Annotated in this window: 11 protein-coding genes; 8 read left to right on the top strand and 3 right to left on the bottom strand. The window is 61.2% G+C overall.

Annotation, left to right across the window (positions count from 1 at the left end; translation table 11 throughout):
- The first annotated feature begins 261 nt into the window (after window positions 1–261).
- From CAF92_RS07925 to CAF92_RS07910, 4 genes are all read left to right on the top strand, one after another.
- Window positions 262–2,184, top strand: coding sequence for a PrkA family serine protein kinase (locus tag CAF92_RS07925; protein ID WP_046614421.1), 1,923 nt, complete (start codon window positions 262–264; stop codon window positions 2,182–2,184).
- A 128-nt stretch (window positions 2,185–2,312) separates the two neighbouring features.
- Entirely contained in the window at window positions 2,313–3,587 is a 1,275-nt protein-coding gene (locus CAF92_RS07920) for a YeaH/YhbH family protein (RefSeq protein WP_046614422.1), read from the top strand.
- Window positions 3,584–5,152: a SpoVR family protein gene (locus CAF92_RS07915; RefSeq protein ID WP_025337455.1), complete on the top strand. Its 1,569-nt coding sequence runs from the start codon at window positions 3,584–3,586 to the stop codon at window positions 5,150–5,152. The genes CAF92_RS07920 and CAF92_RS07915 overlap by 4 nt, the downstream gene beginning before the upstream one ends.
- Before the next feature lie 55 nt (window positions 5,153–5,207).
- Window positions 5,208–6,314, top strand: a complete 1,107-nt coding sequence (locus tag CAF92_RS07910) for a multifunctional CCA addition/repair protein (protein ID WP_085600106.1) — start codon at window positions 5,208–5,210, stop codon at window positions 6,312–6,314.
- 163 nt (window positions 6,315–6,477) lie between these two features.
- Here CAF92_RS07910 and folK read toward each other — a convergent pair whose 3' ends face one another.
- Both folK and folB read right to left on the bottom strand, forming a co-directional pair.
- Window positions 6,478–6,987 carry a 2-amino-4-hydroxy-6-hydroxymethyldihydropteridine diphosphokinase gene (gene folK / locus CAF92_RS07905; protein ID WP_085600104.1) on the bottom strand — a complete coding sequence of 170 codons (510 nt, stop codon included), beginning with the start codon at window positions 6,985–6,987 and terminating at the stop codon, window positions 6,478–6,480.
- Entirely contained in the window at window positions 6,978–7,334 is a 357-nt protein-coding gene (gene folB / locus CAF92_RS07900; RefSeq protein ID WP_004375185.1) for a dihydroneopterin aldolase, read from the bottom strand. The genes folK and folB overlap by 10 nt, the downstream gene beginning before the upstream one ends.
- Window positions 7,335–7,408: 74 nt before the next feature.
- On the opposite strand from folB, the gene plsY reads away from it, so the two are divergent.
- Window positions 7,409–7,978: a glycerol-3-phosphate 1-O-acyltransferase PlsY gene (plsY, locus tag CAF92_RS07895; RefSeq protein WP_085600102.1), complete on the top strand. Its 570-nt coding sequence runs from the start codon at window positions 7,409–7,411 to the stop codon at window positions 7,976–7,978.
- Between the two features lie 3 nt (window positions 7,979–7,981).
- Here the strand turns inward: plsY and tsaD are convergent, their stop codons facing one another.
- Window positions 7,982–9,007 carry a tRNA (adenosine(37)-N6)-threonylcarbamoyltransferase complex transferase subunit TsaD gene (gene tsaD, locus CAF92_RS07890; protein ID WP_025337452.1) on the bottom strand — a complete coding sequence of 342 codons (1,026 nt, stop codon included), beginning with the start codon at window positions 9,005–9,007 and terminating at the stop codon, window positions 7,982–7,984.
- A 204-nt stretch (window positions 9,008–9,211) separates the two neighbouring features.
- Between tsaD and rpsU the strand changes: the two genes are divergently transcribed.
- The 3 genes from rpsU (at window position 9,212) to rpoD (ending at window position 13,631) form a co-directional block, all read left to right on the top strand.
- Entirely contained in the window at window positions 9,212–9,427 is a 216-nt protein-coding gene (gene rpsU, locus CAF92_RS07885) for a 30S ribosomal protein S21 (RefSeq protein ID WP_003255575.1), read from the top strand.
- Between the two features lie 303 nt (window positions 9,428–9,730).
- A complete protein-coding gene (dnaG, locus tag CAF92_RS07880; protein ID WP_046614425.1) occupies window positions 9,731–11,713 on the top strand; it encodes a DNA primase in 1,983 nt (660 codons plus the stop codon).
- Between the two features lie 67 nt (window positions 11,714–11,780).
- Entirely contained in the window at window positions 11,781–13,631 is a 1,851-nt protein-coding gene (gene rpoD / locus CAF92_RS07875) for an RNA polymerase sigma factor RpoD (RefSeq protein WP_085600100.1), read from the top strand.
- Window positions 13,632–13,775: the final 144 nt, after the last annotated feature.

Here is a 13,775-nt window from a genome sequence, read left to right as displayed (position 1 = left end):
CGCGCCCCATGCGGGCTTGCGGCTTATCTGACGAACGGTCGTTCGCAACTTCTCCGCCCCTCACCCTTGACCTTGCGGATAACCAACTATTCTTAAGCGCAGGCCATCCAGAAAAAGGGGAGAGCCGGTACACCGGCGTGCGGGTCATCGGTAGCGTTACAAGGTGTTCTGGGGGGTATACAGCAATCGGCAACCCCGGTTGCATGCCAGCATCAGCTGACTGATCCGGCGTCGTCTCCACGTATCGAGCGAGGTGACGTCATGAGTATTTTTAGCCACTTCCAACAACGTTTCGAGTCTACGCGCCAGGAAGAACTCTCGCTGCAGGAGTACCTCGAGCTGTGCAAAGAGGATCGCAGTGCCTACGCATCGGCGGCCGAACGGCTGTTGCTGGCCATCGGTGAGCCGGAGCTGATCGACACCTCAACCAATTCCAGACTGTCGCGAATCTTTTCCAACAAGGTTATCCGCCGCTATCCGGCCTTTGCCGACTTCCATGGCATGGAAGAGTGCATCGACCAGATCGTGTCCTACTTCCGCCACGCCGCCCAAGGCCTGGAGGAAAAGAAACAGATCCTCTATCTGCTGGGCCCGGTGGGCGGCGGTAAATCGTCGCTGGCCGAAAAACTCAAGCAGCTGATGGAAAAGGTACCGTTCTACGCCATCAAGGGCTCGCCGGTATTCGAGTCGCCCCTGGGGCTGTTCAACGCCACCGAAGACGGGGCCATTCTCGAGGAAGAGTACGGCATCCCGCGGCGCTACCTGAACACCATCATGTCGCCCTGGGCTACCAAGCGCCTGCAGGAATTCGGCGGCGACATCAGCAAGTTCAAGGTGGTGAAGCTGTACCCGTCGATCCTCAACCAGGTCGCCATCGCCAAGACCGAACCCGGCGACGAGAACAACCAGGACATCTCGGCCCTGGTCGGCAAGGTGGATATCCGCAAACTCGAGGAATTCCCGCAGAACGACGCCGATGCCTATGCCTATTCGGGCGCGCTGTGCCGGGCCAACCAGGGCCTGATGGAATTCGTCGAGATGTTCAAGGCACCGATCAAGGTCCTGCACCCGCTGCTCACCGCCACCCAGGAGGGCAACTACAACAGTACCGAAGGCCTCGGCGCCATCCCCTACTCCGGGATTCTGCTGGCCCACTCCAACGAATCGGAGTGGCACACCTTCCGCAACAACAAGAACAACGAGGCGTTCATCGACCGGATCTACATCGTCAAGGTGCCGTACTGCCTGCGCGTCAGCGACGAAATCAAGATCTACGACAAGCTGCTGATCAACAGCTCGCTGGCCAAGGCCCACTGTGCTCCAGACACGCTGAAGATGCTCGCCCAGTTCACCGTACTGTCGCGCCTGAAAGAGCCGGAAAACTCAAACATCTATTCGAAGATGCGGGTGTACGATGGGGAAAACCTCAAGGACACCGATCCGAAGGCCAAGTCGATCCAGGAATACCGAGATGCCGCCGGCGTCGATGAGGGCATGAACGGCCTGTCGACCCGCTTCGCGTTCAAGATCCTGTCCAAGGTGTTCAACTTCGACCCACATGAAGTGGCAGCCAACCCGGTTCACCTGCTGTATGTGCTGGAGCAGCAGATCGAGCAGGAACAGTTCCCGGCCGAAGTGCGGGAACGCTACCTGCGCTACCTGAAGGAGTACCTGGCCCCGCGCTACATCGAGTTCATCGGCAAGGAAATCCAGACTGCCTACCTCGAGTCCTACAGCGAATACGGCCAGAACATCTTCGACCGCTACGTGCTGTACGCAGACTTCTGGATCCAGGACCAGGAATACCGCGATCCGGAAACCGGCGAAATCCTCAACCGTATCGCCCTCAATGAAGAACTGGAGAAGATCGAGAAGCCGGCCGGCATCAGCAACCCGAAAGATTTCCGCAACGAAATCGTCAACTTCGTATTGCGCGCCCGTGCCAACAACAACGGCAAGAATCCGAGCTGGCTGAGCTACGAAAAGCTGCGGGTGGTGATCGAGAAGAAAATGTTCTCCAACACCGAAGACCTGCTACCGGTCATCAGCTTCAACGCCAAGGCAAGCAAGGAGGACCAACAGAAACACAACGACTTCGTCACGCGTATGGTGGAGCGTGGTTACACCGACAAACAGGTTCGTCTGCTGTCGGAATGGTACCTGCGGGTCAGGAAATCGCAATAAAGCGACAAGCTACCCACCGCACGCCCAAGGCTGCTGCCAGCCTTGGGCGGCGGAAGCTGCTTTGCTGCCATTACGTGCAGCAGCTCGTAGCTTGAAGCGTGCAGCTGTTCCCAGCTACCGGAGGGGCCATGAGCTACGTTATAGATCGACGCCTGAACGGCAAGAACAAGAGCACGGTCAACCGCCAGCGCTTCCTGCGGCGGTACCGCGAACATATCAAGAAGGCCGTCGAAGAGGCGGTAAGCCGCCGTTCCATCATGGACATGGAACATGGCGAGCAGATCAGCATTCCGGGGCGCGATATCGACGAACCGGTGCTGCACCATGGTCGCGGGGGCAAACAGACCATCGTGCACCCAGGCAACAAGGAGTTCACCGCCGGTGAACACATCCCCAGGCCGCAAGGCGGCGGAGGCGGTGGCAGCGGCCGTGGCAAGGCCGGCAACTCCGGCGAGGGCATGGACGACTTCGTCTTCCAGATTACCCAGGAAGAATTCCTGGAGTTCATGTTCGAGGACCTCGAACTGCCCAACCTGGTCAAACGTCACCTGACCGGGGCCGATACCTTCAAGACCGTGCGCGCCGGTATCGCCAACGAAGGCAACCCGTCACGCATCAACATCGTGCGCACCCTGCGTTCAGCCCATGCCAGGCGCATCGCCCTGACCGGCAGCAGCCGCGCACTGCTGCGCGAGGCGCAGAAGGAACTCGCCCGCCTGAAGGTCGAGGAACCAGACAACTTCACCGATATCCAGGAAGTCGAACACGAGATCGAACGCCTGAAGGCACGCATCAACCGCCTGCCCTTCCTCGACACCTTCGACCTCAAGTACAACCTGCTGGTCAAGCAGCCCAACCCCAGCTCCAAGGCGGTGATGTTCTGCCTGATGGACGTATCTGGCTCGATGACCCAGGCCACCAAGGATATCGCCAAGCGTTTTTTCATCCTGCTGTACCTCTTCCTCAAGCGTAACTACGAGCGCATCGAAGTGGTGTTCATCCGCCACCACACCAGCGCCCGTGAAGTCGATGAGGAAGAATTCTTCTATTCGCGGGAGACCGGCGGCACCATCGTTTCCAGCGCGCTCAAGCTGATGCAGGAGGTCATGGCCGAACGCTACCCGGCCAGCGACTGGAACATCTACGCCGCCCAAGCCTCCGACGGCGATAACTGGAACGACGACTCGCCGATCTGCCGCGACATCCTGGCCAAGCAGATCATGCCGCATGTGCAGTACTACACTTACGTTGAAATCACCCCTCGTGAACACCAGGCGCTGTGGTACGAATACGAGCGCATCGGCGAAGCCTTCCCCGACACGTTCGCCCAGCAGCAGTTGGTATCGGCCGGCGATATCTACCCGGTCTTCCGTGAACTCTTCCAGCGCAGGTTAGCCACATGACCGCCAGAGCACAGAGACGCCAACCAATTTCCACCGGGTCCGAGTGGACGTTCGAACTGATCCAGACCTACGACCGGGAAATCAGCCGCCTGGCCGAGCGTTACGCCCTGGACACCTACCCCAACCAGATCGAGGTGATCACCGCCGAGCAGATGATGGACGCCTACGCCTCGGTCGGCATGCCGCTGGGTTATCACCACTGGTCCTACGGCAAGCAGTTCCTCAGCACGGAGAAATCCTACAGCCGTGGCCAGATGGGCTTGGCCTACGAGATCGTGATCAACTCCGACCCGTGCATCGCCTACCTGATGGAAGAAAACACCATGTGCATGCAGGCACTGGTGATTGCCCATGCCTGCTACGGCCATAACAGTTTCTTCAAGGGCAACTATCTGTTCCGCACCTGGACCGACGCCAGCTCGATCATCGACTACCTGGTGTTCGCCAAGCAGTACATCGCCCAATGTGAAGAGCGCCATGGCATCGATGCAGTAGAAGACCTGATCGACTCCTGCCATGCCCTGATGAATTACGGCGTCGACCGTTACAAGCGGCCTTATCCGATTTCCGCCGAAGAGGAGCGGCGGCGGCAGAAGGAGCGCGAGGAGCACTTGCAGCGGCAAATCAATGACCTGTGGCGCACCATTCCGAAAAGCGCTGACAAGGGTAACGAGCGCGATGATGCGCGCTTCCCTGCCGAACCGCAGGAAAACATCCTGTATTTCATCGAAAAGAACGCCCCACTGCTGGAACCTTGGCAGCGTGAAGTGGTGCGCATCGTGCGCAAGATCGCACAGTATTTCTACCCACAGCGCCAGACCCAAGTGATGAACGAAGGCTGGGCGACGTTCTGGCACTACACACTGATGAACGACCTGTATGACGAGGGGCTGATCACCGAAGGCTTCATGATGGAGTTCCTGCAGTCACACACCAGCGTGGTGTTCCAGCCCGGCTTCGACAGCCCCTATTACAACGGCATCAACCCCTACGCATTGGGCTTTGCGATGTACACCGACATCCGCCGCATGTGCGAGAACCCGACCGAAGAAGATCGCCGCTGGTTCCCCGACATTGCTGGCAGTGACTGGCTTTCTACCATCAAGTTCGCCATGAGCAGCTTCAAGGACGAGAGCTTCATTCTGCAGTACCTGTCGCCGAAGGTCATGCGCGATCTGAAGCTGTTCAGCATCCTCGATGACGACCAGCGCGACGACCTGTATGTACCTGCCATCCACGACGAGGCCGGCTACAGGACGATTCGCGAACTGCTGGCGGCGCAGTACAACCTGGGCAACCGTGAACCGAACGTGCAGATCTGGAGCGTCGACCGCCGCGGCGACCGCTCGCTGACCTTGCGTCACCAGCAACACAACCGCAAACCGCTGGGCGATTCTACCGATGAAGTGCTCAAGCACCTGCACCGCCTGTGGGGCTTCGACATCCATCTGGAAACCGTTCAGGGCGAGCAGGTGATGAAGACCCATCACATGCCACCACGCGGCGAGCACGGCGAAAGCGCCGACTACGGCCGCATGGATCTGGCTGTCATCCACCACCTCTAGTGCCACGCCATGAGTGCCGACAGGGTATCCTGTCGGCAGTTATGGAGAGCTGCACATGCACATCTACAAAGTTGGCGGCGCCGTGCGCGACCGCCTGCTCGGTCGCCCTGTCAGCGATATCGACTGGCTGGTGGTCGGCGCCACGGTCGAGGAAATGCACGCCAAGGGCTTTCGCCCGGTCGGCGCTGATTTCCCGGTGTTCCTGCACCCGAAAACCGGCGAGGAATATGCCCTTGCCCGCACCGAGCGAAAGAGCGGGCGCGGCTATGGCGGATTTACCTTCCACGCCAGCCCCGATGTGACCCTGGAGGAAGACCTGATCCGCCGTGACCTGACCATCAATGCGATGGCCGAGGACGAGATGGGTACGGTGTACGACCCCTATCATGGCCAGGACGATCTCGATCAGCGCCTTTTGCGCCATGTTTCGCCGGCATTCGCCGAAGATCCATTGCGCGTGCTGCGTGTTGCGCGCTTTGCTGCCCGTTACGCGCCGCTGGGTTTTCGGGTTGCCGATGAGACACTTGAACTGATGCGCCAGATCAGTGCTTCTGGCGAACTGCAGGCGCTGACCGCCGAGCGCTGTTGGAAGGAAATCGAGCGGGCGCTGATGGAGGCGCAGCCGCAGGTGTTCTTCCAGGTGCTGCATGCTTGTGGGGCACTGCGGGAGCTGCTGCCAGAGTTTGATGACACCCCCAAGGCCCTGGCGGCGCTGGAACAGGCGGCCATGCACGAACAGACCCTGCAGGTACGCTGGGCCTGCCTGCTGCAGTCGCTGACACCGGCCGCTATCAAAGCCGTCAACCAGCGCCTGAAGGCGCCGCGGGAGTGCCAGGAGCTGGCGCTGCTGACGGGTGAGTGCCTGAAGCTGGGCAACCAGGCGCAGGAGCTGCCTGCCACGGCACTCCTGGAGCTGTTGCAGAAGTTCGATGTGTACCGGCGGCCACAGCGGTTCGAAGACTTCCTGATCGCTTGCGAGATGACAGCGCTGGGCGAGGGCAAAGCGGGTTATCCACAGGCCGACTACCTGCGAGGGGCTGCGGCGGCGGCGCGGGCGGTGGATGTGAAACCGTTGGTGCTGACAGGGCTGACCGGCCAGGCCCTGGGAGAGGCGCTCAAAGGTGAGCGGCTGAAAGCGCTCGAGGCTTACAAGCTCGGTTGAAGATACCCGCCCCTTCGCGGCTGAAACCACTCCCACAGGGACTGCGTGAGCCTGAGCGGACATGCCCGCGAAGAATTCAACTTTTCCTGCATGGATCGCATGATGCCCAATGTTGTGCGATCCCTGTGGGAGCGGCTTTAGCCGCGAAAGGGCCGGTACAGGCTTACGCGGGAGTCAGCTGCAACCCACGCCAATCAAAGGCAACCGGAGCCAACACCTGCTCGATCCGCGCCTCCTGCCACAACTGCGCCATTGTCTTGCCTACCCCCGGATGCACCAGCTCCGGCGCCAGCAGCGACAGCGGCCAAAGCACAAAGGCGTTCTTCAGGATCTCGGCCCGAGGCAACACCAACCCATCGAACGTGCCGTGGAGGCCGTCATACATCAGCACGTCGATATCCAGCGGCAGGCCCTTGCGGTCCGGGGCATAGCGGCCATTATCGGCCTCGATGAACTTCAGCCGGCGGTCCAGTTCGATCAATGGCAACTCAGTCTGCCCGGTCACCACGAAGTTGATGAACGGCCCACTCTTGATTCCCACCGCCTGGCTTTCGAACGCCGGCGAACAGCGCATGTCGGTCAGGATGCCTGCCAACGCATCGAGCCCGGCGCACAAATGCACCTCGCGGTCGATATTGCTGCCAAGGCCCAGGTAAACCGTGCTCAGAGACATCCGCGCTCGATCTCCACGCCAACACCACCACGGGCCGCCGGCACCGCACCCGGCTTGGTCAGTTTCAACCGCACCCACGGAATGTGGAACTCTTCCATCAACGTCGCCACCAGGCGCTCGGCGAAGGTTTCCACCAACTCGAAACGGGCCTGTTCGGCAAACGCCTGGATGCGCGCCGACACACTGGCATAGTCCAGCGCCAGGTTCAGGTCGTCACCGGCCGCAGCCGGGCGGTTGTCCCAGGCGAAGCTCAGGTCCAGGCGCAAGCACTGGCGAATATCCCGCTCCCAGTCATAGGCACCGATGACGGTATCGACTTCCAGGCCTTCGATGAACACTCTGTCCAAGCACTTCTCTCCACAGCACGACAAGGGCGACTGGCGCCGTTAGAATCAGGGCGTCCTCGCCCGGAATAGTTAGCATGTTTTGGTTACTGGCGTTGCTCGCCTACCTGCTCGGCTCGCTGTCCTTCGCCATCGTCCTAAGCCGCCTCACGGGCAGCCCGGACCCGCGTTCCAGCGGTTCAGGCAATGCCGGCGCCACCAACATGCTACGCCTGGCAGGCCGCAAGCTGGCGATCCTGACCCTGCTTGGCGACCTGTGCAAGGGCCTGTTGCCGGTATTGCTTGCCCGCGGTGCCGGGCTGGACCTGCACGCACAGGCCTGGGTAGGCGTGTGCGCAGTGCTGGGCCACCTGTTCCCGCTGTACTTCCGCTTCCAGGGCGGCAAGGGCGTGGCAACCGCCGCCGGCATGCTCATGGCCTTGTACTTCCCGGCCGCGCTACTGGCCATCGGCGCCTGGCTGCTGACCTTCTACCTCACCCGCACCAGCTCGCTGGCGGCGCTGATCGCCACACCGCTGACCTTGCCATTGCTGGCCTGGCGCGAGCCAGAGACCCTGCTGCCGATCACCGTGCTGACGGCGATGATCGTATGGCGTCACCGCAGCAACCTGCGCGACCTGTTCGCCGGCCGCGAACGGCACTTCTAACGCTTAAACCGGCGGCAACTGCTCCATCGGCCAGCGTGCCTGCACGCTGATCGCCAGGTCCTGCTTTTGCCCGGCCAACAACCGCTGGCAGCCGGCATAGGCGATCATCGCGCCGTTGTCGGTACAGAACTGCGGGCGCGCGTAGTACACGTTGCCCTTGATGCTGCCGAGCATGTCTTCGAGGGACGCACGCAGGGCCTTGTTGGCGCTGACGCCACCGGCAATGACCAGGCGCTTGAGGCCAGTCTGCTTCAACGCCCGCTTGCACTTGATGGTCAGAGTCTCCACCACCGCCTGCTGGAATGCCAGGGACAGGTCGCAACGGGTTTGCTCACTGTCGTCGCCGGCATCGCGGCACTGCTGCCAGGTGTTCAGGGCAAAGGTTTTCAGGCCGCTGAAGCTGAACTCCAGCCCCGGGCGATCGGTCATCGGCCGCGGGAACACGAAGCGGCCAGGCACGCCGCGCTCGGCCAGGCGGGCGATTTCCGGGCCACCGGGGTAGTTCAGGCCGATCAGCTTGGCGGTCTTGTCGAACGCTTCGCCGGCGGCGTCGTCCAGGCTCTCGCCCAGCAGTTCGTACTGGCCGATGCCATCAACCCGCACCAGCTGGGTGTGACCGCCGGAAACCAACAAAGCGACGAACGGAAACTCCGGTGGGTTTTCTTCCAGCATGGGGGCCAGCAGGTGGCCTTCCATGTGGTGTACGCCAATTGCCGGGATGTCCCAGGCAAAGGCCAGCGCCTGGGCGCAGGAGGCCCCCACCAGCAGGGCCCCTACCAGGCCTGGGCCCGCGGTATAGGCGATGGCATCGATCTCGGTAGCCACGCAACCGGCCTCGTCAAGCACTTGGCGGATGAGTGGCAGCATGCGCTTGACGTGGTCACGCGAGGCAAGCTCTGGCACCACGCCGCCGAACACGCGGTGCAGGTCGATCTGGCTGAACAGCGCGTCGGCCAACAAACCGCGTTCGCTGTCGTATAATGCGACGCCAGTTTCGTCGCAGGATGTTTCCAATCCCAGTACTAGCATGGGTTCGTCCCTTGTGGGGGCTGAATTCGAAGCCGCGCATGATAGTCCCCGTGTCGGATGCCGACCAGCGGTTTTCGATCAGAGGCTTTGCATTCCGGCTTGCTAAGGGTTAACATCCGCAACCCTTGAAAACCGACGTTCTCCAGCACACCTTTGTTTTGCCAGGAGCACGTCTACCCCGGTAATGAATTAAGGTAGCCCTGGATGCCAGCCGTCAAAGTTAAAGAGAACGAACCCTTCGACGTAGCTCTGCGTCGTTTCAAGCGCTCCTGCGAAAAAGCCGGTGTACTGGCTGAAGTTCGTAGCCGCGAGTTTTACGAGAAGCCGACCGCCGAGCGTAAGCGCAAAGCAGCTGCTGCTGTTAAGCGTCACGCCAAGAAAGTTCAGCGCGAACAGCGCCGCGCCGTTCGTCTGTACTAATACAGACGTTCTACGCAAAGCTTCTGCCTGCCCGGCTAACCGCCGGGCGATGGCAGTGGTCGATTCAAACTTGAGCAGCTAGCTCAAGGCCCTGCACAAGCTTCATGCGAACTGCACATGGGCAACCTGCCTGAAACGTCAGAGCTGGTCCCCCTTGCTGTATGACCAGAACGTGCACGTCCGACTGACGGGCCCTCAGGGGCTGGCGACGAGCACACATTCCCTCGCACTTTCCCAAGCGGCACTCGCCCCATTCGGCGCGTGAGCGATTAGACTTGCCAGCTGCCAGATGACGAGACTGCCATGGCCGGGCTGATTCCCCAGAGTTTCATTGACGACCTTATCAACCGCCTCGACATTGTCGACGTGGTGAGTTCGCGCGTCCAGCTGAAAAAAACCGGCAAGAACTATTCCGCCTGCTGCCCGTTCCACAAGGAGAAGACCCCTTCCTTCACGGTCAGCCCCGACAAGCAGTTCTACTACTGCTTCGGCTGCGGTGCCGGCGGCAACGCCCTGGGCTTCGTCATGGACCACGACAACCTGGACTTCCCCCAGGCCGTCGAGGAGCTGGCCCGCGCCGCCGGCATGGAAGTGCCCCGCGAGCAAGGCCGCCGCGACCACAAGCCACGCCAGCCAACCGACTCGCCGCTGTACCCGCTGCTGGAAGCGGCCTCCGAGTTCTATCGCCAAGCCCTGCGCAGCCACCCGACCCGCAAGGCGGCGGTGGACTACCTCAAGGGCCGTGGCCTGTCCGGGGAAATCGCCCGTGACTTTGGCCTGGGCTTCGCCCCGCCAGGCTGGGACAACCTGCTCAAACACCTGGGTGCCGATACCCTGCAGCAGAAGGTGATGATCGATGCCGGCCTGCTGATCGAGAACGCCGAAAGCGGCAAGCGCTACGACCGCTTCCGCGACCGGGTGATGTTCCCGATCCGCGACAGCCGCGGGCGCATCATCGCCTTCGGTGGCCGGGTGCTCGGCGACGACAAGCCCAAGTACTTGAACTCCCCGGAAACGCCGGTGTTCCACAAGGGCCAGGAACTGTACGGTCTGTACGAGGCACGCAAGCACAACCGCAACCTTGACGAAATCATCGTCGTCGAGGGCTACATGGACGTCATTGCCCTGGCCCAGCAGGGCCTGCGCAACGCCGTGGCCACGCTCGGCACCGCCACCAGCGAAGAACACCTCAAGCGCCTGTTCCGCGTGGTACCCAGCGTGCTGTTCTGCTTCGATGGCGACCAGGCCGGGCGCAAGGCCGCCTGGCGCGCCCTGGAATCAACCCTGTCGAACCTGCAGGACGGCCGCCGCGCGCGCTTCCTGTTCCTGCCCGAAGGCGAAGACCCGGACAGCCTGGTACGCGCCGAAGGCACCGATGCATTCATGGCCCGCATCAACCAGCACGCCCAGCCGCTGGCCGATTACTTCTTCGAGCAACTAGGCGTCGAAGCCGACCCACGCTCGCTGGAAGGCAAGGCGCACATGGCGACCCTGGCCGCACCACTGATCGAAAAGATTCCCGGCGCCAACCTGCGCCAACTGATGCGCAACCGCCTGAAGGAAATCACCGGCCTCGACCCGCAGCAAGTCGAGCAACTGGCGCAACACGCCCCGGCCGCCAGCAGCGTGCCGGGCTACGACCCTGGCTACGATTACGACGCCATGGCCAGCTACACCCCCGACTACGGCGACATGCCGCAGCACGACTTCGCCCCCGTTCATCAGGAACAGGAGTGGAAGCCGAACAAGGCCACTGGCAAGAAGCAGTGGAGCGACAAACCCTGGGACAAGAACCGCAAGGGTGGCAAGCCATGGCAGCAACGTGACGAAGCGCCACCACGGGTACCGGCCCCGGTCGAGCCACCCACCCTGGCCGCCCTGCGCACGCTGCTGCACCACCCGCTGCTGGCCGGCAAGGTGGAAGATGCCAGCCACTTCGCCGACGAAGAACACCTGTACAGCCAGCTGCTGGTGGCACTGATCGAAGCCGCGCAGAAAAATCCTGGGCTAAGCTCAATGCAGTTGATCGCACGTTGGCACGGCACCGAACAAGGGCGCCTGCTGCGGGCCTTGGCGGAAAAGGAATGGCTGATCGTGGCCGACAACCTTGAACAACAGTTTTTCGACACTATAACTAGCTTGTCCGCCCGCCAACGCGAGCGCAGCCTGGAACAACTGCTCAGGAAATCACGTCAAAGCGAATTGACCAGCGAGGAAAAAACCCAGCTCCTCGCCCTGCTGAGCCGGAATGTTCCCGCACAAACGCCGACCTCATCTGGCGCGTGAGGCCCATGCTCGGGTATAATCCTCGGCTTGTTTTTTGCCCGCCAAGACCTTCAGTGGATAGGGTGTTATGTCCGGAAAAGCGCAACAGCAGTCTCGTATCAAAGAGTTGATCACCCGCGGTCGTGAGCAGGGCTACCTGACTTACGCGGAGGTCAACGACCACCTGCCTGAGGATATTTCAGATCCGGAACAGGTGGAAGACATCATCCGCATGATCAACGACATGGGGATCAACGTATTCGAGAGTGCTCCGGATGCGGATGCCCTTCTGTTGGCGGAAGCCGACACCGACGAAGCCGCGGCCGAAGAAGCCGCTGCTGCGTTGGCGGCAGTTGAAACCGATATCGGCCGCACGACCGACCCGGTGCGCATGTACATGCGCGAAATGGGTACCGTCGAGCTGCTGACCCGCGAAGGCGAGATCGAAATCGCCAAGCGTATCGAGGAAGGCATCCGTGAAGTCATGGGCGCCATCGCTCACTTCCCGGGCACTGTCGACTACATTCTCGGCGAATATGACCGCGTCACCAGCGAAGGTGGCCGTCTGTCGGACGTTCTCAGCGGTTACATCGACCCTGACGACAATATCGCCGCGCCGACCGAAGAAGTGCCGATCCCGGGCACCAAGGCCGCCGCCGCGAAGGAAGAGACCGACGACGACGAGGAAGAATCCGAAAGTGGTGACGACGAGGAAGAGGCCGAGAGCGGCCCGGACCCGGAAGTCGCTCGCCAGCGTTTCGGTGCGGTCAACGACCAGCTCCAGGCCACCAATAAGGTCCTGAAGAAGAACGGTCGCGCCCACAAGGAAAGCATCGAAGCCCTGCAGGCTCTGGCCGACCTGTTCATGCCGATCAAGCTGGTACCGAAGCAGTTCGAGGTACTGGTAGAGCGTGTTCGTGACGCCTTGAACCGCCTGCGCCAGCAGGAACGCGCCATCATGCAGCTGTGCGTGCGTGACGCCCGCATGCCGCGTGCCGACTTCCTGCGCATGTTCCCGAGTAACGAAACCGACCAGACCTGGAGCGGTGACCTGGCCAAGCGCAACACCAAGTGGGCTGCCGCCCTGGGTGAAAAGGACGCTGCCATCGTCGCTTGCCAGCAGAAGCTGATCGACCTTGAGACCGAAACCGGCCTGACCGTTGCCGAGATCAAGGAAATCAACCGTCGCATGTCGATCGGTGAAGCCAAGGCCCGCCGCGCCAAGAAAGAAATGGTCGAGGCGAACCTGCGTCTGGTTATCTCCATCGCCAAGAAGTACACCAACCGTGGCCTGCAGTTCCTCGACCTGATCCAGGAAGGCAACATCGGCTTGATGAAAGCGGTGGACAAGTTCGAATACCGTCGCGGTTACAAGTTCTCGACCTACGCCACGTGGTGGATCCGCCAGGCGATCACCCGTTCGATCGCCGACCAGGCGCGCACCATCCGTATTCCGGTGCACATGATCGAGACGATCAACAAGCTCAACCGTATTTCCCGCCAGATGCTGCAGGAAATGGGTCGCGAACCGACCCCGGAAGAGCTGGGCGAGCGCATGGAAATGCCTGAGGACAAGATCCGCAAGGTACTGAAGATCGCCAAAGAGCCGATCTCCATGGAAACCCCGATCGGTGACGACGAAGATTCGCACCTGGGCGACTTCATCGAGGACTCGACCATGCAGTCCCCGATCGACGTGGCCACGGTCGAAAGCCTCAAGGAAGCCACCCGTGATGTGCTATCGGGTCTGACCGCACGCGAAGCCAAGGTGCTGCGCATGCGATTCGGTATCGACATGAACACCGACCACACCCTCGAAGAGGTGGGCAAGCAGTTCGACGTGACCCGTGAGCGGATCCGTCAGATCGAAGCGAAGGCGTTGCGCAAACTGCGCCACCCGACTCGCAGCGAGCATCTGCGCTCCTTCCTCGACGAGTGATGACAAAACCCCGGCCCAGGCCGGGGTTTTTCTTTTCCGCCTGTTGCGCAAAATCTGAATTCTGGCGAGATCTCGGCAGGAGCAGCCTTGTGCTGCGACGAGTCCATTGCAACAGAAGATGATTCTTTAGCCTAACTGGCGACT

Origin of the sequence: Pseudomonas sp. B10(2017) (assembly GCF_002113295.1) — a bacterium.
GTDB lineage: Bacteria > Pseudomonadota > Gammaproteobacteria > Pseudomonadales > Pseudomonadaceae > Aquipseudomonas > Aquipseudomonas pudica.
Note: the sequence above shows the minus strand (reverse complement) of the source record. Positions and strands in the feature narration are given on the sequence as shown.

Excerpts from the sequence above, each read along its gene's own strand:
- CAF92_RS07925 (WP_046614421.1), top strand. The coding sequence starts at position 262 with ATGAGTATTTTTAGCCACTTCCAACAACGTTTCGAGTCTACGCGCCAG.
- dnaG (WP_046614425.1), top strand. The coding sequence starts at position 9,731 with ATGGCCGGGCTGATTCCCCAGAGTTTCATTGACGACCTTATCAACCGC.
- rpoD (WP_085600100.1), top strand. The coding sequence starts at position 11,781 with ATGTCCGGAAAAGCGCAACAGCAGTCTCGTATCAAAGAGTTGATCACC.
- tsaD (WP_025337452.1), bottom strand. The coding sequence starts at position 9,007 with ATGCTAGTACTGGGATTGGAAACATCCTGCGACGAAACTGGCGTCGCA.
- CAF92_RS07915 (WP_025337455.1), top strand. The coding sequence starts at position 3,584 with ATGACCGCCAGAGCACAGAGACGCCAACCAATTTCCACCGGGTCCGAG.
- CAF92_RS07920 (WP_046614422.1), top strand. The coding sequence starts at position 2,313 with ATGAGCTACGTTATAGATCGACGCCTGAACGGCAAGAACAAGAGCACG.
- plsY (WP_085600102.1), top strand. The coding sequence starts at position 7,409 with ATGTTTTGGTTACTGGCGTTGCTCGCCTACCTGCTCGGCTCGCTGTCC.
- CAF92_RS07910 (WP_085600106.1), top strand. The coding sequence starts at position 5,208 with ATGCACATCTACAAAGTTGGCGGCGCCGTGCGCGACCGCCTGCTCGGT.
- rpsU (WP_003255575.1), top strand. The coding sequence starts at position 9,212 with ATGCCAGCCGTCAAAGTTAAAGAGAACGAACCCTTCGACGTAGCTCTG.
- folK (WP_085600104.1), bottom strand. The coding sequence starts at position 6,987 with ATGTCTCTGAGCACGGTTTACCTGGGCCTTGGCAGCAATATCGACCGC.